The organism is Marinobacterium sp. YM272 (assembly GCF_050908845.1).
In the GTDB taxonomy this organism is placed as follows: Bacteria; Pseudomonadota; Gammaproteobacteria; order Pseudomonadales; family Balneatricaceae; genus Marinobacterium_D.
The window spans coordinates 2,630,315-2,648,869 of the sequence record NZ_CP194171.1 but is presented as its reverse complement, the minus strand read 5'-3'; the positions used below and the strand labels follow the sequence as shown (position 1 = coordinate 2,648,869).

The window sequence follows — 18,555 nt, the reverse complement described above, 5'->3', positions numbered from 1 at the left end:
CTTCAGATCCTCAGATGAAAATACCCAATATTCTTACGCTACTGCGGATCGTCCTGATTCCGGTATTTGTTCTTGTGTACTACCTGCCATTCAGCTGGGCGCCGCTGGCGTCGGCGCTGATCTTCGGACTGGCCGCCGTGACGGACTGGTTTGATGGTTACCTGGCGCGCAAGCTCGATCAGTCTTCGCCGTTCGGCGCCTTTCTTGATCCCGTTGCGGATAAACTGATGGTGGCGGTGGCACTGGGCGTGCTGGTGGAAACCTTTGCCGAGCCCTGGATGACCGTGCCTGCGATCGTCATTATTGGCCGTGAAATCGTTATCTCTGCGCTCAGAGAGTGGATGGCCGAACTCGGCAAGCGCGCCAGCGTAGCCGTATCGATGATCGGTAAAATTAAAACCACCTTGCAGATGATCTCTATCCTGGTGCTGCTGGCGGTACCGCCGCTGAGTACCCTGTCATGGGTCGGTGCAGGGGCGCTGTATGGCGCGGCGCTGCTGACGCTCTGGTCCATGTTCGTCTATCTGCGAGCTGCCTGGCCATTCCTGAGCGAAGATATCTGAATCCGGCCTGATAGGGTGGGGTTTCGCTAACTGGTTAATTTTTAAGCAAAAAAAATTATTAAAGTGTGTTGACAGCCCGGTTCAGAGCTCTATAATACGCACCACTTGTTGAGGCACACGCCGCACAGCGCGGGAATAGCTCAGTTGGTAGAGCACGACCTTGCCAAGGTCGGGGTCGCGAGTTCGAGTCTCGTTTCCCGCTCCAACAAGTAAACAAAGAAAGGGCTGGATGGCAGAGTGGTCATGCAGCGGACTGCAACTCCGTGTACGCCGGTTCGATTCCGACTCCAGCCTCCATTCTTTGATCCTCGAAAAAATTTCAGCGTCCTGCTGAATAGATGATCCACCTGCCCCGGTGGTGAAATTGGTAGACACAAGGGATTTAAAATCCCTCGGCCTTTGGCTGTACCGGTTCGATTCCGGTCCGGGGCACCATCGAATCCCATCGCGTTACTTATCAAAATCCTGTAGTAAAACACTTCGCGCTTGTATCGTTTGCGGTTGACGCCAGCTCGGCTGCTAACCTGCGATTTCAGCGTTGCGCCCAGCAATCCCGAGCCAACCTTATCTCCCGCCATTCTGGCCATTCTGCGTTTTTATCTGAATAGCGCGATCCGTGGTAATTTCGGCGGACAGCGGGCTGACAGGATATGTAAATCAATAGCTTATTCAGGAATAATCAACGGGCGCAGTCTACAGATACTCAACAAGGGAAAGTGCATGGCTAAGTTTCTTCACACCTCCGACTGGCACATCGGGCGGCTATTCCAGAACGTATCCCTGCTGGAAGATCAGTTACACGTCCTCAGGCAGATCAAACATTATGCGCTGGAGCATAAGGTTGATGCACTGGTGATCGCCGGCGATATCTTTGACCGCGCGGTGCCGCCTGCGGAGGCGGTTGATGCGCTGAATGCTTTCCTGGCTGATTTCATGGCGGAGCTTTGCATCCCTGTGATCATGATCTCCGGCAACCACGACAGCGCCAAACGGTTGCGCTTTGGCGCGCCTTTCATGTCGGGCAGCGGGCTTTATATTCTCGGTGATATCCGAAACGTCTCGACACCGATTGAGGTTCAGTCGCAAACCGGGCCGGTGCACTTTTTCGGCATCCCTTACCACGACCCCGTTGAAGTGCGGGAAGCTTTTGATGTTGATACCCGGACCTACGATGAAGCGCACACCCACCTGGTGCAACTTGCTGAGCAGGCTCGTGTTGCAGGTGTTCCTTCTGTTCTGATCAGCCACTGCTTTATCGATGGTGCAGAAGAGAGTGATTCGGAGCGCCGTCTTTCCATCGGTGGTGCCGATCGCGTTTCCTACCAGCCGTTGGTGTGCTTCGATTACGTGGCCCTGGGTCATCTGCACGCGCCACAGTACAAGGGCGCGGAACATATCCGTTATTCAGGCTCGTTGCTGAAATACTCATTTTCAGAGTATCGGCAGCGCAAGGGCGTGACGCTGGTTGAAATAAGCGCTGAGAAAACCAGCTGGCAGCATCTGCCGCTGATCCCGAAGCGGGATATGCGGGTGATCGAAGGGAGCCTTGATGAGCTGATCGAGCAGGGCCAGCAGGATCCCCGTGCGGATGACTATATTCTGGCACGCCTGACCGACAAGCAGGACCTGCTGGAACCCATGGCGCAGCTGCGGCAGGTGTATGCCAATACGCTGGAGCTTGAACGGACCCGGTTCAGCGTATCCCAGGGTAGCCAGCTGGTTGCCGACGTCAGCAACAAGCGCAGTGAAGATCAGGTGTTCAAAGATTTTTTCGGCCAGGTCATGGGAGACGATCTGACAGATGCTCAGAACGAACTGCTGCTTGAGATAATTGATGAAGCCCGGTCGACCATGGAGGGTGAGGCGTGAAACTGCATACTCTGGATCTGACCGCCTTTGGCCCGTTTGCCGGCAGCGAACGGATCGATTTTGCGGAGCTAGGTGACAATCCGCTGTTCCTGATTGACGGGCCAACAGGGGCCGGCAAATCATCGATCCTTCATGCTGTGTGTTATGCCCTCTACGGTGAAACCACCGATGCGGAGCGCAAGGAGCAGGGGATCCGCTGCGACCATGCCGATCCAAACCGGCTCACGGAAATCACGCTGGAGTTCAGCATCCGCGGTCAGCGCTATCGCATTCACCGCGTGCCTACACAAATGCGTCCCGCCAAGCGCGGTGGCGGTGAGACCGAACAGAAGGCGACGGCTCATCTGATGCGTATCGCCGCGGATGGTACTGAACAGACCCTGGTGTCGAAAAAGAAAACCGAAGCCGATGCGGCGATCAAGCAAATTCTCGGACTCAGCGCTGACCAGTTCCGTCAGGTCATGGTGCTGCCCCAGGGCAAGTTCCGGGAGCTTCTGCTGGCCAAGTCCGATGATCGCCAGGAGATTCTGTCGACCCTGTTTCAGACCGAGATCTATAAGCGTATCGAGCAGCTGCTTAAAGATCGGGCCGGGGATATCGAGCGCCAGAACAAGGCGTTCGAGGAGCGGAAAACCGAAGCGCTGGCCGAACTCCATCTCGCCGACAGCGATGAACTAACAACCGCTATCGACCAGGCGGCTGCTGTGTTGGCCGAGAGGGCCGAGCAAAAGACACAGGCGGATGCCTTCAAGCGTAGCGAAGAGCAGAAGCTTAAAGCTGCCATGGATCTGCTCAAGCGTTTCGACGAACAGAGCGCGAAGCAGCAACAGCTGAAAGTACATCAGGAACGTAAAGCCGAGATCGACGCGGCCCGGGGGCAATTGCACCGTGCGGAAAAGGCGGCGGCGATCGCGCCGGAGTGGAAGACTCTGGAATCGCTGAATCAGCAGATCGATCGGACAACGGCCGAGAAAACAGGTGCGGAAACGGCCAGGCTCCAGGCCACACAGGAAGCCAAGGCCGCGGCTGAAAAACTGACCGCGGTGACCGAAGCCTATGCCCAGCGCGATGCTCTAAAGACTGAGGAGACGCGCCTGGCAGGCTACCAGAAAATACTGGCGGGTTATGAGACGCTGAAGGCCGAGGTTAACAAGGCGGCAACCCTGCATGGACAGGCCCTATCCAGGGCATCAGCGCTGGACCAGCAGGTTAGGGCCCTGGATGACCGGCTTAACACCCAGCGTAAGCAGATCGAGCTGCTTACAGGCACTGTGGCGCAAAAAGCCGCGTGTACCGAGCAACTGATGGCGGCCGAACGCCAGCTCGAGAAGCGGATCAAGCTGGAGGCGGCGGGCGATACGCTGAGCCAGTACAAGGAAGCTGCTAGGCAAGCTCAATCCGGTTTTGAACAGGCTGACAACGTCTACAGGCAGGCGCAAAAAGAGTCGGACCGGCTGGAGATGTTCTGGTATGCCAACCAAGCAGCGCTGCTGGCTCAGAAACTGGAGGAAAATCACCCCTGCCCGGTCTGCGGCAGTGAAGATCATCCGCAGCCGGCGGTGCTACCTGACAATACAGTGGCGGTCGATCAGGACGCCTTAGAGCAGGCACGGAGGATCGTCAGCGCCCGTCTGAACGAGCGTTACCGCGCCGAACAGCAACTGGCTGAATGCAAGAGTGCGGTTCAGAACCAGCAACAGTTGATGCAGGAGATCGCCGCCGAGTTGGGTGAAGATGCGGCACACACTGTGGAGGGGCTGACCTCAGAGCATCACAAACTCAAGCAGCAGCTGGCCCACATCTCTGCTAGAGAGCAACAGCTTGAGGCTGCAAAAAATAGGCTGAAAGGAGATGAAGAACAACGGTTTACGCTGGATAATCAACGTGCTCAGTTAAACCGGGATATCCCATCGCTCAGCGCGGTGAAGGCGACCGCCGAAAGTCGACTGGCAGCCGCTGAAACGGAGCTTCCCGAAACCTACCGGAGCCTGGAGTCTTTGGAGCGAGCCATCACGGAAACACGGCACTCCATTGCCAGACTGGAATCAGCTTATCAGGCTGCCCAAGCCGCCCAGGCTGCGGCGAAAAACAGAGAGGTGGCCGCTGAATCGACGCTACAATCTCTAAGCAAGCAACTGGAAGAGCTCCAGGCTCGCCAAAGGGCGCAAGTCAGCACCTGGCAGAGTGCGCTGTCCGCCAGTGAGTTCGCAGATCAGGACGACTTCCACAACAGTATGATGGACGCCGGTGCAAGAGACGCGTTGTGGGCGACCATCAGCCAATACGACGAGACGCTTCAATCACTGCACTCTCAGCTTGAGTTGATTGCCAAGCAGCTGGAGGGTCAGCAGGCGCCGGAATTAACCTCGCTCGAAGAGAACTGCAAAATCGCCGATGCCGCCTACCAGGATGCTGAGCGCCTCTGGTCCGAGGCTCAGCAGCAGAAAGGATTGCTGGAGCGGGCACTGGAAAAAATCCGCTCGCTTGCGGCTAAGCAACAGGCGGTTAAAGCGCAGTACGAAGTCGTCGGCAAAATGGCCAAAGCCGCTTCAGGTCGCGGCGAGGTGCGTGTCAGCCTGGAGCGCTTTGTGCTGGGTAACCTGCTGGATTCCGTACTCGGTGTGGCAAGCCCGCGCCTGTATGCCATGAGCAAAGGTCAGTACAAGCTGGTGCGCCAGAACGAGGCGGACCAGAAGCGTAATGTTACCGCCGGGCTGGACCTGGCGATCGATGATGCCTACAGCGGCAAAACGCGCCCGGTTGCGACCCTGTCCGGCGGTGAGTCGTTTATGGCATCGCTGTCGCTGGCGCTGGCTCTGTCAGAGGTGGTGCAGCAGCGCTCCGGTGGTATCCAGCTCGATACGCTGTTTATTGATGAAGGGTTTGGCAGCCTCGATCAGGAGTCACTCCAATTGGCCATCGATATGCTGGTCGAACTGCAATCCACAGGGCGCACCATCGGCATCATTTCCCATGTCTCTGAGCTGAAGGAGCAGATGCCGTTGCGTATTGATGTCAGGAACGGAAGAGAGGGAAGTACCATTGTTATGGCGGCTAACGGCTGAACGTCGGCGGTTTGTTTCCCTTGTCGTTCGATCGGGCGACATGCCCAGGGCTTGGCACAAAGCGCCGCTTCATATTCATCAAATGGAGTAACGTATAACGCCAGTGGCTAACTTTTGCACCTAAGCTGACTGATTTCGGAGAATCAGGCAAATATCAGGCAGGATCGGGTAGAGCCGTTCGAGGCTCGGCTCCTTACACTATGCAGATCGTTGGCGGGGTATGACTCATCCCGCCTTTTTCGTTCTGTCTGAGCCTAAGTGCAAGGAGTCCTCATGAAAACGGTTGGTTATGCGTCGTATTCTGCTGAAACGGAAATGGTGCCCTATCATTTCGAACGTCGCGCCTTGCGGGCCAATGATGTAGCCATCGAAATCCTTTACAGCGGCGTGTGCCATTCCGATCTGCACACCGTAAATGGCGACTGGGGTCCCCAGCCGTCGCCGATCGTGCCGGGTCATGAGATCGTCGGTCGCGTTATCGAGGTTGGCCCGGAGGTCAGCAACTACAAGGTGGGCGACCAGGTGGGCGTTGGCTGCATGGTCGATAGCTGCCAGGAGTGTGATCAGTGTCATCACGGCGAAGAGCAGTTCTGTCGTCACGGCATGACGCCGACCTATGGCGCGCCTGACCGCATCACCGGCGAGCTCACCCAGGGAGGCTATTCCAAGCATATCGTTTTGCGTGAAGAGTTCGTGCTGCGTATTCCTGATGGGCTGGACCTGTCCCGCGCTGCGCCGATTCTTTGTGCCGGTATCACCACTTTCTCGCCGCTGCGCACCTGGAACATCGGTGAAGGCAGCCGCGTAGGTGTTATCGGCCTGGGCGGCCTGGGTCATATGGCGGTGAAACTGGCCGCCGCCATGGGCGCCGAGGTCACCGTGCTGAGCCGCTCGACGAAAAAAGAGCATGAAGCGAAGCTGATAGGTGCCAAGGGGATCCTGGCTTCAACCGATGAAGACGCCATGATCGCAGCGGAGTCTTCATTCGATCTGATCATCGATACCGTGCCGGTAGAACACGACGTTACACCTTATGCACCGCTGCTCGACGTAGACGGTACGCTGGTGATCGTTGGCCAGGTGGGTCCGATGAAAGAGTTCGTGTCGGTGCCTATGATCATGGGCCGTCGCCGCGTTGCCGGCTCCCTGATTGGTGGTGTGAAGCAGACCCAGGAAGTGCTGGATTTCTGTGCCGAGCACGACATTCTTCCGATCTGCGAAATTATCCGTCCAGACCAGATCAATGATGCGTTCAAGGTCATGGAGCAGGGGGATATAGCCCACCGTTACGTGATGGATATGACCGCGATGTCTGACGACGCCTGATAACCTCGTGTGCAGCAACCGGTGTTTAGCGCCGGTTTGCCTGAGTTGTCAAAACACCCCGCTGGCCGGGGTGTTTTTCGTTACGCCGGTTAAGCATCCTCCACGGCTGGATCATAGGCATTAACCACGTCCAGTCGCGCTTTCATCCGATGCAGCAGCTCGATGAAGATATCCAGCTCTGCGTCGGAAAAATCGGCCAGTAGCAGCGCCTCACGACGCAGGGCGACTTTCAGCACCTGGTCGTGTAACGCCTTACCTTTGGCCGTCAGCCGGATCAGGATGCGCCTGGCGTCCTGATCGTCTTTTCTAAATTCCACATCACCATTCTCCTCAAGCTGCTTGAGCGCGCGGCTGGTAGCCGCCTTGTCGAGCGCTGTGACTTCGCAGATGCGGTTGGCGGATATATCGGACTCCACGGCCAGCATCGCCAGGATGCGCCAATCCACTACACCAACACCGAAATTCTTGCGGTAGCAGCTCGAGGCGCCGGCGCCGAGCTTGTTGGCAAGCGCGGTGACAAGTGCCGGAACATAGCGATCCAGGTTAAGGCTGTTGCGATCTGTGACGGAGCTTTTGGTCGTCATGGCGGTCCGGATTTGTGGCTGGAATTGTCAGCGGAGTAGCTGGGGATGCTACTGCCATCGGGCGGGCAAATAAAGTGAGCGGGCCGCTGTCAACGAGCTTCTTATCTCACTGAAATGACATGTTAATCCGCGCGGAAGCTGTGAAAATCAATAAGATGTATCTCGTAACGTATTGAAAGTAAATCTGTATTTTAAGGGCGCATCGTTACCTTGCCGATATCGTTGACATATCAACGATATCGGCTCTATAGTGCGTTCCATGCCAACTAAAAAAACAAAAGGCTGAATGATGTCAGTTCTAATTACCCGCAACACAGTATCCAAAACAGCTGCCAGAACAGCTGCCGGAGCAGTTGAAAGTCACGACTGTGTCTCGGTTTTGCACAAGGGGAGTGCTCTCTCTTTTTGCGAAATCGGTGCTCGTACCCCTAGCCGCGTTTGTGCCGATATGGCTAGCCGATCTTCCAGCTCTACCCCTGCGCTTGAACGCTCCCGGAGAGAAAGCCGTCTGATCAGAGCGATCTGTTTGCTCTCAGTTACCCATCTGTCCGAACGACGTTAAAGCGCGTCCATTTCCAAAACAGACCCAGCAAAAAATAAGAGGTCCGATCATGAACGTTAGCCTGGCCGATCCAGAAACCCTTACCCAACAACAGAGTGAATCCAAACCCGAATTTCCGCTCGATATGTGGTACGTCGCTGCACTCAGCAAGGAGGTGAACGACAAACCGCTGGGCCGAATCCTGCTGAATCAGTCCGTGGTGCTGTTCCGTACCCCCGATGGTCAGGTGGCCGCTTTAGAGAACCGCTGCTGTCACCGCGACCTGCCGCTTTCTTACGGCACCGTTGAAGAATCTGGTATTCGCTGCGGTTACCACGGCCTGCTGTTTGATGGCGAGGGCAAGTGTCTGGAAGTGCCGGGCCAGGACAGGGTACCGCGCAAGGCTTTTGTGTCCGCATACTCTGTGAAGGAGCAAGACTCGCTGATCTGGATCTGGTTCGGCTCCGAGGAAAACTCGGAACCCAGCTGTGAGCCGCCACGCTACGAGGTGCATACCGACGAGCGCTACGTGTTTGATGGCGGCGTTTTCTACTACGAGGCGCCTTACCAGCTGATTCACGATAACCTTCTGGATCTCAGCCACCTGGGGTATGTGCATCTGCGCACCATCGGCGGCAACGCCAAGGTACACATGGGCGCCGACATGAAGGTAGAAGGCGAGGGCGATACCGTTCGTGTGGTGCGGCATATGCGCAACTCAACGCCGCCGCCGACCTATACGATGGCTTATCCCTTTGAAGACAAGGTGGACCGTTGGCAGGAGATCGAGTTTCACCCCTCGCATCTACGAATCTGGACCGGCGCGGTCAACGTGAACACGGAGTCGCTCGACGATCCCGATCGCGGTGGCTTCCATATGCGCGGCCTCCATGCCATCACGCCGGAGACGGCAGAGAGCAGCCACTACTTCTGGACTGTGGCCTCCAATCCGGAAACCAACAAGGATGAGATAAACAAGATCGTCACTGAGCAGAGCGCGATGACCTTCGAAGAGGACAAGGTCGTGATCGAGGCTCAGTACCAGAACATGAAGCGCTTCGCAGACCGGCCGATGATCGATATCCATGTGGATGTGGGTCCGAACAGAGCTCGTCGCATCATCAAGCGACTGTGCGCCGGCTGAATCAGATTTTCGCAACGGCTAAAACTATAAATATAAAAGGAAATTCCAGATGAAAATTAAAAATTTGGTTGCGATGGGTGGTGCGCTGGCCGCCTTATCCATGAATGTATTGGCCGCGGACGTTACTCTGCGTTTTGCCCATCCCTGGCCGGCTAACTCGTCGATCCACCAGGGGTTTGCGGAATGGGGCAAGATGATCAACGAGGATTCGCAGGGGCGGATCGAGATTGAGCTTTATCCCTCGCAAACGCTGGTTAAGGCCGGTAACTCTTATGAGGCGGTGGTTAATAACATCGCCGATATGACAGCCACCGTTCAGGGGTATACCGCCAACCGTTTCCCGCTTAGCCAGATCGTGGAACTGCCGGGCATGGTCAACACCGGCTCCCAGGGCTCATGCATACTGCAAAAGCTGTATGACGAGGGTGAGGTTTCCTCCGAGTATGATGATTCCCATGTGCTATTCGTTTACACCAACGGCCCGGGTCAGCTTCACTCCCGTGATAAAGCGTTGGTTTACCCTGAAGACCTGAAAGGGATGCGTATCCGTCGCCCGACAGTAGCAGTGGGGACGTTGCTGGAGAATCTTGGCGCTCAGCCGGTGGGCATGCCTGCGCCCGAAATCTACCAGTCGCTGCAGCGTGATGTGATCGATGGCGTGGCGATCTCCTGGGATGGCACCAAGGTATTCCGCCTCAACGAACTGATTAACTACCACACCCAGGTCAATCTCTACTCCCTGGCGTTCGTGGTCACCATGAACAAGAACGTCTATAACGGCCTGCCGGAGGATCTTAAAGCCGTTCTCGACAAATACTCCGGGGCCAAGTGGTCGCAGTACATGACCGCCATCTTCGATAACCTGGATAAGGAGTCGATGAAAGAGGCGGTAGAGATGGGCGATAAGCTGATCCCGCTCAGCGATGACGCTCGCAAGGCCTGGGAGCCGGTGCTGGGTGAGATCACCGATCAGTATATTAACGACCTGGAAGCGAAAAATATTCCGGCGAGAAAAGTGTACGAACGTGCTGTTGAGTTGAAAAAAGTCTGTGGTGTCTAACCGCTAGAGTTCCCTCTCCGTGAGGGGCAATCCCGGCATGTACAGCAAGCGCATGCCGGGATTTTTTCTGTCCGCAAACTGCTGGTGAAGAGGCTCAGGCCAGTGCGTGATCCAGCGCATCGCCGGCACGTTTGGCGGCATTTCTATCTACCTTCAGCTTGAGTACCTCCACAAGCTGGCGCAGCTGGTCGGCTGTCACGCCGGCATTCATGCTGATCTTAACGTGGGCTCCCACCTGGGGTTCGGCACCGCTCAGCGCCGACAACATGCTCACCGTGGCCAGCTCCCGGTCTTTCCAGTCCAGGTTGTCGCGCTCGAAAATATCGCCGAACAGGTGGGTCTTCAGGTAGTTGTCGATGGCCGGTGCGAATTCGAACAGCGGGCCTTTTACCGGCGCGCCGGCAAGGGCTGTCTGGTTACGGGTGCCGGCGACCAACAGGGCTTCTCCCTGGGGGATCGGCTTGCTGGGTAGATCCTGACCGGGATCGTCCTCGATACCCTGTTCTTTGCGATCCAATATCAGTTTCATCAGCACGCCCAGAGCATTCAGGCTGCGTGGAAAGCCCGCATAGGCGTAGACCTGGACCAGCACCTCTTTCGCGTCGCTGATGCTGACACCGTTGTCCAGGCCTTCGGCCAGGGCGGTGTTCAGCCTGGCGATATCACCGGCAGCGGCAAAGGCCGCAATCGGGATCAGTGCCTGCTGGCGTGTGCTCAACGCTGCATTGGCCATGTGTTGAACCTCCTGTTTTTCTGTTGTTCAGGTGGCATCGGGCGTCAGGGGGGCGGATTGGCACTGCTGACGCCTGGCGGCTTGTGGGCGATGGGTGATCAGTCCTTTTTGATCGGACCGCTCAGGTATTGCTCATCGGTGACCGGTTCCATCCAGGTAACCGGGCTGCCGTCCAGCGCTTCCTGAACCGCCACGTGCTGCATGTAGGTGGTATCGGTAGCGCCATGCCAATGGCGCCGGCCACAGTTGCAGTAGATGATATCGCCGGGGCGGATTTCGGTACGCGGGCCACCTTCGCACTGGGTCCAGCCGACACCGTCGGTAACCAGCAGCGCCTGGCCCAGCGGATGGGTGTGCCAGTTGGTGCGGGCGCCGGGTTCGAAGTTCACGACGGCCATACCCAGGCGCGACGGTGCCGGTGCGTTGAAGATCTTGTCGATACGCACGGTGCCGGTGAACCACTCGTCAGGTCCTTTGATCGCTGGGGTGGAGCCGGCGCGGATAACCTGCATATCGTCAGAGCTTTTGTCTGTAGTGCTCACTTTCGCCTCCTGATCTGAATCTCTGTTGTGTAGCTACAATCTAGCAAATCGTTATTGCATGCTGTATACGTCAAATCCTTAACGCAGTTTGAAGTAAAACTTAATTATGTCGACTCAAAGTCTGGATTCGCTCTCGGTATTTGTGACCGTGGCCCGGGAGGGCAACTTTACCCGCGCGGCGGCGCACCTGGGTGTTTCGCCTTCTGCGGTTAGCCAGACCATGCGCGCACTGGAAGAGCGCCTGGGTGTGAGGCTGCTGACCCGCACCACCCGCAGCGTGACACGCACCGAAGCAGGAGAAAAACTGCTGCGCGAGATTGCGCCGCTGCTGGATCAGATTGATGCTCATCTGTCTGCGGTAGCGGATCTGCGTGACAGACCCGCTGGCATCGTCCGTATAACCGCCGATGAATACGCGGCGCGCTACGTGCTCTGGCCAAGGCTGCTGCCGCTACTGGATGCCTACCCGGAGATCACCGTCGAACTGATCACGGATTATGGTCTCACCGATATAGCCGCCGAGCGCTGCGATGCAGGTGTCCGGCTTGGCGGAATGCTGGCCGCTGACATGATTGCCGTGCCGATCGTACGGCAGATGCGGATGGTCACGGTGGCGGCGCCAAAATATCTGGCTCGCTATTCGGTACCGCGTACGCCGAACGAGCTGACCGGGCATCGCTGCATCAACCTGCGTCTTCCCACCCACGGCGGGTTGTATGCCTGGGAGTTTGAACGTAACGGAGAAGAATCCCGGGTGAGGGTGGATGGCCCGCTGATCATGAACAGCGTGATCCAGATCCTGGACGCTTGCCTGGCCGGGGTTGGTTTGGCGCAGATACCGGATGGGCTGGCGCAACCTCATCTGGATAACGGCGAACTGCAGGAGGTGCTGGCAGACTGGTCGGAGCCCTTTCCCGGATACTACCTCTATTACCCCAGCCGTCGCCAGCAGACCGCTGCCTTCCGGGTAGTGCTGGATGCCCTGCGTGATGGCGCCTCGCAGGATCAGCGGTGAGGAGCCGCAACGGGGTGGCCTACTGCCAAATACGCGGTTCAGTCCAGCAACCCTTTCTCGGCAGCGTCTACCAGGCGGTCGACCACATGACGTATCTTCGGCAGTACCCGACGGCTATGGGGCCAGACCGCGCTGATCGGCACCTCTCCGCCGGAATAGCCCGGTAACACTTCCTGCAGGGCACCGTTTTTAAGGTGTTCACCCACCAGCCATAATGGCAGCTGAGACAGGCCGCAGCCGCCCAGCACCGCGCCAAGCAGCGCCTCGCCATCGGCAAACTCGTGGGTGGCTGGTGGTGTGACCCGTGTCAGTTCGCCATTGGATTGCTTCATCAGCCAGGAGACCGGCTGGTTGCGGCGAACGCCGACCACGCAGCGGTGCTGGCTCAGCGCGTCGATTGAGCCGGGTTCGCCGTTTTGCTGCAGATAATCCGGCGAGGCGCAGATCACCAGCTTTTGCGTGGTCAACCGGCGGGCGACCAGACCGCTGCTGTCAGCCAGCTCGCCGATACGCACCACCAGGTCTATCCCTTCCTCAATCAGATCCACGAAGCGCTCACTGAAAGATACGGTCAGGGACAGCTCCGGGTATTCCCGCGCGATCTCCAGCAGCAGCGGCAGGATGCGCTGGCGCCCGAACGCAGCCGGCAGGTCCACACGTAACCGGCCGGCAGGGCGGGTGGTGTGTGAGGTGAGATCCGCTTCCGCTTCATCCAGAATATCCAGTGCGCTCTGGCAGCTGGCCAGGTAGCGCTCGCCATCTGGTGTCAGGCTTAGCCGACGGGTAGAGCGCTGGAACAGTTTCAGGCCCAGGCGCTCTTCGAGGCGACCCACGCTTTTTGCGACGGCAGAGCGGGTAAGACCGAGTCGTTCCGCCGCCGAAGTAAAACTGCCCTGTTGGGCGGTGGTGACAAAGGCGGTGATCCCGCCCAGGTGATCGGTGTTGCGCATAATCGACTATCGCTGCCCTGCTGAGTAAATATCAGTTCAGTCCAATTCAGTTCAGTTCAACTCTATCGCCCGCACCCTTAAATAGCGACCGGCCTGTTCCGTCAGCAACAGGCTGAGGCTCTGTGTGTCAGGCAGCTCCAGTGTCAGGGCGAGGGCGGCTTCATTCCGTTCGCCGGTCCTTGCGTAGGTCAGGGCTTCTGTATCTTGGTGGGTTATCAGCTGCTGCCACTGTTCGCTCGCGGCCGGCTCCATCAGTTCATCCGCGACCTGTTCGGCCTGGCCGTTGGCGAGGATAAAGTCGATTCGTGCGGCGGTGGCGCCAAGGCGGTTGGCGGCGAAGGAGTCCTTGAATTCGCGATCCGGGTTTTGGCGCACCGGTGTCTTCTGAAGAAAGCTAAATGCTGCCTCGCCGGATTCTGTGAACACCACTTCAGTCTTGTATTCAATGATGGCGCCGCCGACCATTTCGCCGTTTCGCATCACCTGGTAGCCGATCTCCATCTCAACCCTGGCTCGGTTATCCGGTGTCGGCTGCCAATGCAGGGCGTTTATAAAGTGTGAGTCTGTTGCCGGCGGCACCTGTTTCAGCCAGTCCCCCATTGCAGACTGTCCCTCGGCCAATAGGTGTTGACCGGCGTGGACCAGGCGCACGTCCGGCGTAAATAGTTGCAGGTGTTTTTCCAGGCTTTCGGTCTGCCCCTCAAAGAAGGCAAACCAGCGGTGGGCGATATCGCGAATGGCGTAGTAGCGGCTGTCGTTCATCGTGCTCCTCGGTAGAGTTCTCTGTATGAATCCCTATATGAAAGGAGGCCAGTCTATACGCTGAATAGGTCTCTAATTGTAGAAATTAAGTCTACATTGATTGGAATATAACCCTGTTTATCGATTTTGTGTGACCAATCATACTTCGCAGCCTGAATTACGACGATGTTTAAACGGCCTGCATCAGGGCTGAGGAGAATGAAGATGACGCGCAACACCGTACCGCTTTCTGCGCTGGATCTGGTCACCATTGGTGAAGGTTTTAACGCCGCTGACGCGCTGGAAACCAGCACGCGGCTGGCACAGGCCGCCGAAAAAGCCGGCTTTAACCGCTTCTGGGTGGCCGAGCACCATAACCTGATCGATATCGCCAGTGCGGCCACGGCAGTGGTGCTGAGCCATATAGGCGCGAAAACCTCCCGTATCCGCCTGGGCTCCGGTGGCATCATGCTGCCGAACCACGCACCGCTGGTGGTTGCCGAGCAGTTTGGGACGCTGGAATCGCTCTACCCCAACCGTATCGATCTGGGCCTGGGCCGGGCACCGGGTACCGATATGCAGACCGTGCGTGCGCTGCGTCGTGATGTGCGCTCCAACGGCCTCGATTTCCCGGAAATGGTGGAAGAGCTACAGCGCTACCTCAAGCCGGCGGCACGCGGCCAGAAGATTAAGGCGGTGCCGGGTCAGGGGCTGAATATCCCGCTATGGCTGTTGGGGTCAAGCACCTACAGCGCCCAGCTCGCGGCGATGAAAGGACTGCCTCTGGCGTTTGCGTCACACTTTGCGCCGGATGCGATGCAGGCGGCGATCGACTACTACCGCGAGAACTTCCAGCCGTCCGAACAGCTGGACAAGCCCTACGTCATTGTCTGCGTCAACGCCGTCGCCGCCGATACCCAGCAGGAGGCGGAGTATCTGGCCACCACCGAGCTGCAGAAATTCCTCAACCTGGGACGCGGTACCGATACGCTGCTGCCCAAGCCGGTAGAGGATATGACTAAGCTCTGGCACGTCAGCGAGGCTCAGCGCGTCCACAATCAGCTGCGTGAATCCGCCTGGGGCACCGCTGAGCAGGTATGCGAGAAGCTGAATGATCTGGTAGCCCGAACCGGTGCCGATGAGATCATGCTCAACTCCTGGATCCACGACCCTGAAGCGCGCATCCGTTCCATTGAACTGATCGGCCAGGCCTGGGCTCAGGCCTGAACAGGAGGCGGAAGATGGAAAGTCTGTTAAGCGGTTATCAGCTGGGCGCCACGACGCTGAACAACCGCGTGGTGATGGCGCCGATGACGCGCTCCCGCGCGGTCGATGGTGTACCCGATCACAACACCGCGCTTTACTACGCCCAGCGTGCCAGCGCTGGACTGATCATCAGTGAGGGTGTGCCGATTTCCCGCCAGGGCAGGGGCTATCTTTACACGCCGGGGATCTACAGCCAGCGTCAGGTAGAAGCCTGGCGCACTGTGACCGATGCCGTACATGAGCAGGGCGGCAGAATCTTCGCCCAGCTCTGGCACGTAGGGCGGGTATCTCATCGCAGTATCCAGCCGGAGAACGGTGCTCCGGTCAGCTCGGTAGCAGTGGCGGGGGGCAAGGCATTTGCATACGACGAGCTGGGCGAGGCCCGTGATCTGGCGGCAAGTCAACCGCAAGCCTTGGATGAAACAGGAATTGAAACCCTGGTCGACGAGTTTCGTCAGGCGGCAGCCAATGCCATAGAGGCTGGCTTTGACGGTGTGGAAATCCATGCGGCAAACGGCTATCTGATCGAGCAGTTTATCAACCCGGTGCTGAATACCCGGGAAGACCCGTACGGTGGCGCAACGCTGGAGAGCCGCAGCCGTTTTCTGCTTGATGTGGTCGATGCGGTTGTGGAGGAGATCGGCGCTGAGAGCACCGGTGTGCGCCTTTCGCCCTATAACGAGCTGGGTGATATGCCGCTCTATACCGATATAGCCGAGACCTATCTACATATCACCGACGCGCTGAACGCTCGAAAGATCGCCTATCTTCATCTCGCGGCCCAGCAGCAGCTGATCGCCAGCGGCCTGCTGGAGGAGTTGCGAAAGAGCTGGAAGGGTACGTTGATACTGGCCGGTGGTTTGTCAGCAGCGCAGGCGGACCGGATGATTGCAGACGGACTTCTCGATCTGGCAGCCTTTGGTACTCCCTTCGTTGCCAACCCGGACTTTGTCGAGCGCACCCGCAACAGCTGGCCACTGGCGCCGGTTAACCGGTCATCGTTTTACGGCGGCGGTGCTGAAGGTTACGTGGATTATCCGGCGTATCACCAGGCAGGCTGAATCCGGCAGGGCGTCTAAATCCGGTAATCCGTATACTCTGAATGCGGCTTTGTTGAGGACTGGGTGACCGGTCATTGGTCAGAGATAAAAACGAAAACGGGCGCTCAGTCTGAGCGCCCGTTTATCTATTAGTGCTGCGGCATCGGTGGCAGCGGGATCGGCTTCTGCGGCCAATCAGCAGCGATCTGATCGTCGTAGTCTACGGCGTTGAGAATCCACATAGCAAAACCTCCTAAAGTTATTGCCAGCGTGCTGGCGGAATAGGAACAGTCTGCATCGTCCCGAGGATAAGTAAAAATTAATATTGTCTATAATTTGTATAATTTAAAGCTTATAGGTTGCGATGTCGGTGGCCTGTGCGGATGCATCTAAGGCTAGAACCAGCCTGTTTGGGCTTCAGCCGAGTGACTTTCCGGATCGATAGTTATCGGCACCGCCCTGCGGCGGTGTAGGGAGCAAAGCCAAAACCCGACTCTACTGGCCAAGTGCTCCCGCTCTCTCGAACTCTCTATCTATACTTTAAAAACCGACGACCTTTTAGTTCAGTTGCCGGGCAGATGCCCGCGGGAAAATCCAAAGACTGTTATCGGGGGATAAACCTATGAGCACCAGCCTTACCGAGGTACTGCATGTACTCGTCCAATGGCAGTGCACGCCCAATCAGGCGCTCGCCATCCTGAAACTGGATCCTGACCAGCCATTTCCCGCAGTCCTCAGCGAGGAACAATGCGAGCGTGTGAACTTCGTGCTCAATATCCATTCATCCCTCGAAACAGTCTTTGACGACCCCGAGGAGGTCTACGGTTACATGTCTAGCCCTCACGACGACCCGTATTACGAGGGTAAATCACCCCTCGAACTGATCAGTAGCGGCGACTTAACCGTGTTCGAACGTGTCTGCTGGCATATAGATGCGATGAGAGTGCTCTGACGGCTTACAGATTAGGAGTACAGGTTTCATCTGAGTTAGATTAAGCCGACCAAGAGAGAAAAGGTAAGCTGTGTGCCCAGTGTTGAGGCGTGTAGACAGCTTGGCTAACCGCACTGAGGGTTCATTCGTGGTGGATGCCACGCAGATTTGGAAGCTCGAATATGCGCAGAAAATTTGGGTCTGCTCAATGAACACCTACCTTCCAGCTGTATTTGATATCCCTGTGCACTAAAGCAGCAGTACCAGCAAACCGAATGACAACAACCCTCCCACAGCGACGTATTTGGCAAACGCAACGGTTGAGCCTCTGTGGCCTGGTCCGGGTTCAGTTTTGTGTGCAAGCGCCGGGATCGCTTCCGCTATTGGATCGGGCGGTACAGCTTTAATCTCCGGAACGGGTTCATATACTGGTGTCGAGTTTGAATTTACTGCACTCTCTTTTTCAATTGCCGGCCCAGCACGCTCATCTTCTGCTCCGCGTATCATCTCCAGAACAGCCTCAGACTGGGGTTCTGGCTCAGGCAAAGGTTCGGCTTCCATCGCTTCCACCCCGGATAAAGGTGCCTCTGTTTCGGAAGCAACTTCGGACACCAACTTCGTCGCTGAACCCAACTCCAGTGCGGCTTTGTGTGCCGCTGCTTCATCCAGATTATCCAAGGCGGCAATTTCAGGCTCATCCGTCTGCACAGAAGCCTCTTGCTTTCGCTTCGCTGCTGCCTGCTCCTCGGAGGTCAAGGGTGCAAGCCGAGCGGCAAAGTCTTCGATCTCATCCAATCCATTAAACATTGAGAAGTTACTCCTTAATCTGGATATAACCCTAACCGACACTAGCGCTAAGAAAGTGGCAATCTTTATGCCATTGTCAGAATCCCTCCTCACTTCCACGGCACAAAGCCGTCGTTCATGGCAAATTCAGATAAACGACAGTTAGAATTTGATGCACGAACCATTCGGATTTGACGCAGGTCAATCTTGCTAGTGGAGAGGTCTAAAATTTGGGCTAAAGTGTAGATGAAACAAGTGAGCCAAATGGGCAAGCGCCCGAAGTTTGAAGAGAACTGGGATCTCACTGCAAGAAGAAAACCCCGTGGCAGCATTGCTAGACACGGGGTTTTTTATTCTACCAGTCACACTGGTTAGCCGCGCCGCCCTGACGAGGGGGCG

The 18,555-nt window shown here is 57.0% G+C and carries 16 protein-coding genes and 3 tRNA genes; 13 read left to right on the top strand and 6 right to left on the bottom strand.

Annotated elements, in window-relative coordinates; all coding sequences use genetic code 11:
• Positions 1–14: 14 nt before the first annotated feature.
• From pgsA to ACQUQP_RS11690, 7 genes are all read left to right on the top strand, one after another.
• Positions 15–563 (top strand): CDP-diacylglycerol--glycerol-3-phosphate 3-phosphatidyltransferase, encoded by a 549-nt coding sequence (pgsA, locus tag ACQUQP_RS11720; RefSeq protein ID WP_432695213.1) that lies wholly within the window; start codon positions 15–17, stop codon positions 561–563.
• A 129-nt stretch (positions 564–692) separates the two neighbouring features.
• Positions 693–768 (top strand) — tRNA-Gly (locus tag ACQUQP_RS11715).
• A gap of 18 nt (positions 769–786) precedes the next feature.
• Positions 787–860, top strand: a tRNA-Cys gene (locus tag ACQUQP_RS11710).
• Positions 861–912: 52 nt separating this feature from the next.
• Positions 913–998 (top strand) — tRNA-Leu (locus ACQUQP_RS11705).
• A 285-nt stretch (positions 999–1,283) separates the two neighbouring features.
• Positions 1,284–2,432 (top strand): exonuclease SbcCD subunit D, encoded by a 1,149-nt coding sequence (locus ACQUQP_RS11700; RefSeq protein ID WP_432695212.1) that lies wholly within the window; start codon positions 1,284–1,286, stop codon positions 2,430–2,432.
• A complete protein-coding gene (locus ACQUQP_RS11695; RefSeq protein ID WP_432695211.1) occupies positions 2,429–5,497 on the top strand; it encodes an AAA family ATPase in 3,069 nt (1,022 codons plus the stop codon). Before ACQUQP_RS11700 ends, ACQUQP_RS11695 begins: the two co-directional genes overlap by 4 nt.
• Before the next feature lie 273 nt (positions 5,498–5,770).
• Positions 5,771–6,823, top strand: a complete 1,053-nt coding sequence (locus tag ACQUQP_RS11690; RefSeq protein WP_432695210.1) for an NAD(P)-dependent alcohol dehydrogenase — start codon at positions 5,771–5,773, stop codon at positions 6,821–6,823.
• Between the two features lie 89 nt (positions 6,824–6,912).
• Here ACQUQP_RS11690 and ACQUQP_RS11685 read toward each other — a convergent pair whose 3' ends face one another.
• Entirely contained in the window at positions 6,913–7,407 is a 495-nt protein-coding gene (locus ACQUQP_RS11685) for a MarR family winged helix-turn-helix transcriptional regulator (RefSeq protein WP_432695209.1), read from the bottom strand.
• A 611-nt stretch (positions 7,408–8,018) separates the two neighbouring features.
• On the opposite strand from ACQUQP_RS11685, the gene ACQUQP_RS11680 reads away from it, so the two are divergent.
• Both ACQUQP_RS11680 and ACQUQP_RS11675 read left to right on the top strand, forming a co-directional pair.
• Positions 8,019–9,092 carry a Rieske 2Fe-2S domain-containing protein gene (locus ACQUQP_RS11680; RefSeq protein ID WP_432695208.1) on the top strand — a complete coding sequence of 358 codons (1,074 nt, stop codon included), beginning with the start codon at positions 8,019–8,021 and terminating at the stop codon, positions 9,090–9,092.
• A 49-nt stretch (positions 9,093–9,141) separates the two neighbouring features.
• On the top strand, positions 9,142–10,152 hold the full coding sequence (locus ACQUQP_RS11675; protein ID WP_432695207.1) for a TRAP transporter substrate-binding protein: 1,011 nt from the start codon (positions 9,142–9,144) through the stop codon (positions 10,150–10,152).
• A gap of 94 nt (positions 10,153–10,246) precedes the next feature.
• Here the strand turns inward: ACQUQP_RS11675 and ACQUQP_RS11670 are convergent, their stop codons facing one another.
• Both ACQUQP_RS11670 and ACQUQP_RS11665 read right to left on the bottom strand, forming a co-directional pair.
• Positions 10,247–10,885, bottom strand: coding sequence for a carboxymuconolactone decarboxylase family protein (locus ACQUQP_RS11670; protein ID WP_432695206.1), 639 nt, complete (start codon positions 10,883–10,885; stop codon positions 10,247–10,249).
• Positions 10,886–10,983: 98 nt separating this feature from the next.
• Complete coding sequence (locus ACQUQP_RS11665; protein WP_432695205.1) at positions 10,984–11,427, bottom strand: (R)-mandelonitrile lyase; 444 nt, start codon at positions 11,425–11,427, stop codon at positions 10,984–10,986.
• Positions 11,428–11,533: 106 nt separating this feature from the next.
• On the opposite strand from ACQUQP_RS11665, the gene ACQUQP_RS11660 reads away from it, so the two are divergent.
• Positions 11,534–12,442 (top strand): LysR family transcriptional regulator, encoded by a 909-nt coding sequence (locus ACQUQP_RS11660; RefSeq protein ID WP_432695204.1) that lies wholly within the window; start codon positions 11,534–11,536, stop codon positions 12,440–12,442.
• A gap of 38 nt (positions 12,443–12,480) precedes the next feature.
• On the opposite strand, the gene ACQUQP_RS11655 is transcribed toward ACQUQP_RS11660, so the two are convergent.
• Both ACQUQP_RS11655 and ACQUQP_RS11650 read right to left on the bottom strand, forming a co-directional pair.
• Positions 12,481–13,392, bottom strand: coding sequence for a LysR family transcriptional regulator (locus ACQUQP_RS11655; RefSeq protein WP_432695203.1), 912 nt, complete (start codon positions 13,390–13,392; stop codon positions 12,481–12,483).
• 51 nt (positions 13,393–13,443) lie between these two features.
• Complete coding sequence (locus tag ACQUQP_RS11650; RefSeq protein ID WP_432695202.1) at positions 13,444–14,154, bottom strand: hypothetical protein; 711 nt, start codon at positions 14,152–14,154, stop codon at positions 13,444–13,446.
• A 204-nt stretch (positions 14,155–14,358) separates the two neighbouring features.
• Here ACQUQP_RS11650 and ACQUQP_RS11645 point away from each other — a divergent pair, with 204 nt between their 5' ends.
• The 3 genes from ACQUQP_RS11645 to ACQUQP_RS11635 all read left to right on the top strand — a co-directional run bounded on the left by ACQUQP_RS11645 (position 14,359) and on the right by ACQUQP_RS11635 (position 17,391).
• Entirely contained in the window at positions 14,359–15,360 is a 1,002-nt protein-coding gene (locus tag ACQUQP_RS11645; RefSeq protein ID WP_432695201.1) for an LLM class flavin-dependent oxidoreductase, read from the top strand.
• A 14-nt stretch (positions 15,361–15,374) separates the two neighbouring features.
• Positions 15,375–16,460 (top strand): alkene reductase, encoded by a 1,086-nt coding sequence (locus tag ACQUQP_RS11640; protein ID WP_432695200.1) that lies wholly within the window; start codon positions 15,375–15,377, stop codon positions 16,458–16,460.
• Positions 16,461–17,061: 601 nt separating this feature from the next.
• Positions 17,062–17,391: a hypothetical protein gene (locus ACQUQP_RS11635; RefSeq protein WP_432695199.1), complete on the top strand. Its 330-nt coding sequence runs from the start codon at positions 17,062–17,064 to the stop codon at positions 17,389–17,391.
• Between the two features lie 228 nt (positions 17,392–17,619).
• Here the strand turns inward: ACQUQP_RS11635 and ACQUQP_RS11630 are convergent, their stop codons facing one another.
• Positions 17,620–18,177, bottom strand: a complete 558-nt coding sequence (locus ACQUQP_RS11630) for a hypothetical protein (protein ID WP_432695198.1) — start codon at positions 18,175–18,177, stop codon at positions 17,620–17,622.
• Positions 18,178–18,555: the final 378 nt, after the last annotated feature.

Excerpts from the sequence above, each read along its gene's own strand:
- pgsA (WP_432695213.1), top strand. The coding sequence starts at position 15 with ATGAAAATACCCAATATTCTTACGCTACTGCGGATCGTCCTGATTCCG.
- ACQUQP_RS11700 (WP_432695212.1), top strand. The coding sequence starts at position 1,284 with ATGGCTAAGTTTCTTCACACCTCCGACTGGCACATCGGGCGGCTATTC.
- ACQUQP_RS11690 (WP_432695210.1), top strand. The coding sequence starts at position 5,771 with ATGAAAACGGTTGGTTATGCGTCGTATTCTGCTGAAACGGAAATGGTG.
- ACQUQP_RS11685 (WP_432695209.1), bottom strand. The coding sequence starts at position 7,407 with ATGACGACCAAAAGCTCCGTCACAGATCGCAACAGCCTTAACCTGGAT.
- ACQUQP_RS11680 (WP_432695208.1), top strand. The coding sequence starts at position 8,019 with ATGAACGTTAGCCTGGCCGATCCAGAAACCCTTACCCAACAACAGAGT.
- ACQUQP_RS11675 (WP_432695207.1), top strand. The coding sequence starts at position 9,142 with ATGAAAATTAAAAATTTGGTTGCGATGGGTGGTGCGCTGGCCGCCTTA.
- ACQUQP_RS11670 (WP_432695206.1), bottom strand. The coding sequence starts at position 10,885 with ATGGCCAATGCAGCGTTGAGCACACGCCAGCAGGCACTGATCCCGATT.
- ACQUQP_RS11660 (WP_432695204.1), top strand. The coding sequence starts at position 11,534 with ATGTCGACTCAAAGTCTGGATTCGCTCTCGGTATTTGTGACCGTGGCC.
- ACQUQP_RS11655 (WP_432695203.1), bottom strand. The coding sequence starts at position 13,392 with ATGCGCAACACCGATCACCTGGGCGGGATCACCGCCTTTGTCACCACC.
- ACQUQP_RS11650 (WP_432695202.1), bottom strand. The coding sequence starts at position 14,154 with ATGAACGACAGCCGCTACTACGCCATTCGCGATATCGCCCACCGCTGG.
- ACQUQP_RS11645 (WP_432695201.1), top strand. The coding sequence starts at position 14,359 with ATGACGCGCAACACCGTACCGCTTTCTGCGCTGGATCTGGTCACCATT.
- ACQUQP_RS11640 (WP_432695200.1), top strand. The coding sequence starts at position 15,375 with ATGGAAAGTCTGTTAAGCGGTTATCAGCTGGGCGCCACGACGCTGAAC.
- ACQUQP_RS11635 (WP_432695199.1), top strand. The coding sequence starts at position 17,062 with ATGAGCACCAGCCTTACCGAGGTACTGCATGTACTCGTCCAATGGCAG.
- ACQUQP_RS11630 (WP_432695198.1), bottom strand. The coding sequence starts at position 18,177 with ATGTTTAATGGATTGGATGAGATCGAAGACTTTGCCGCTCGGCTTGCA.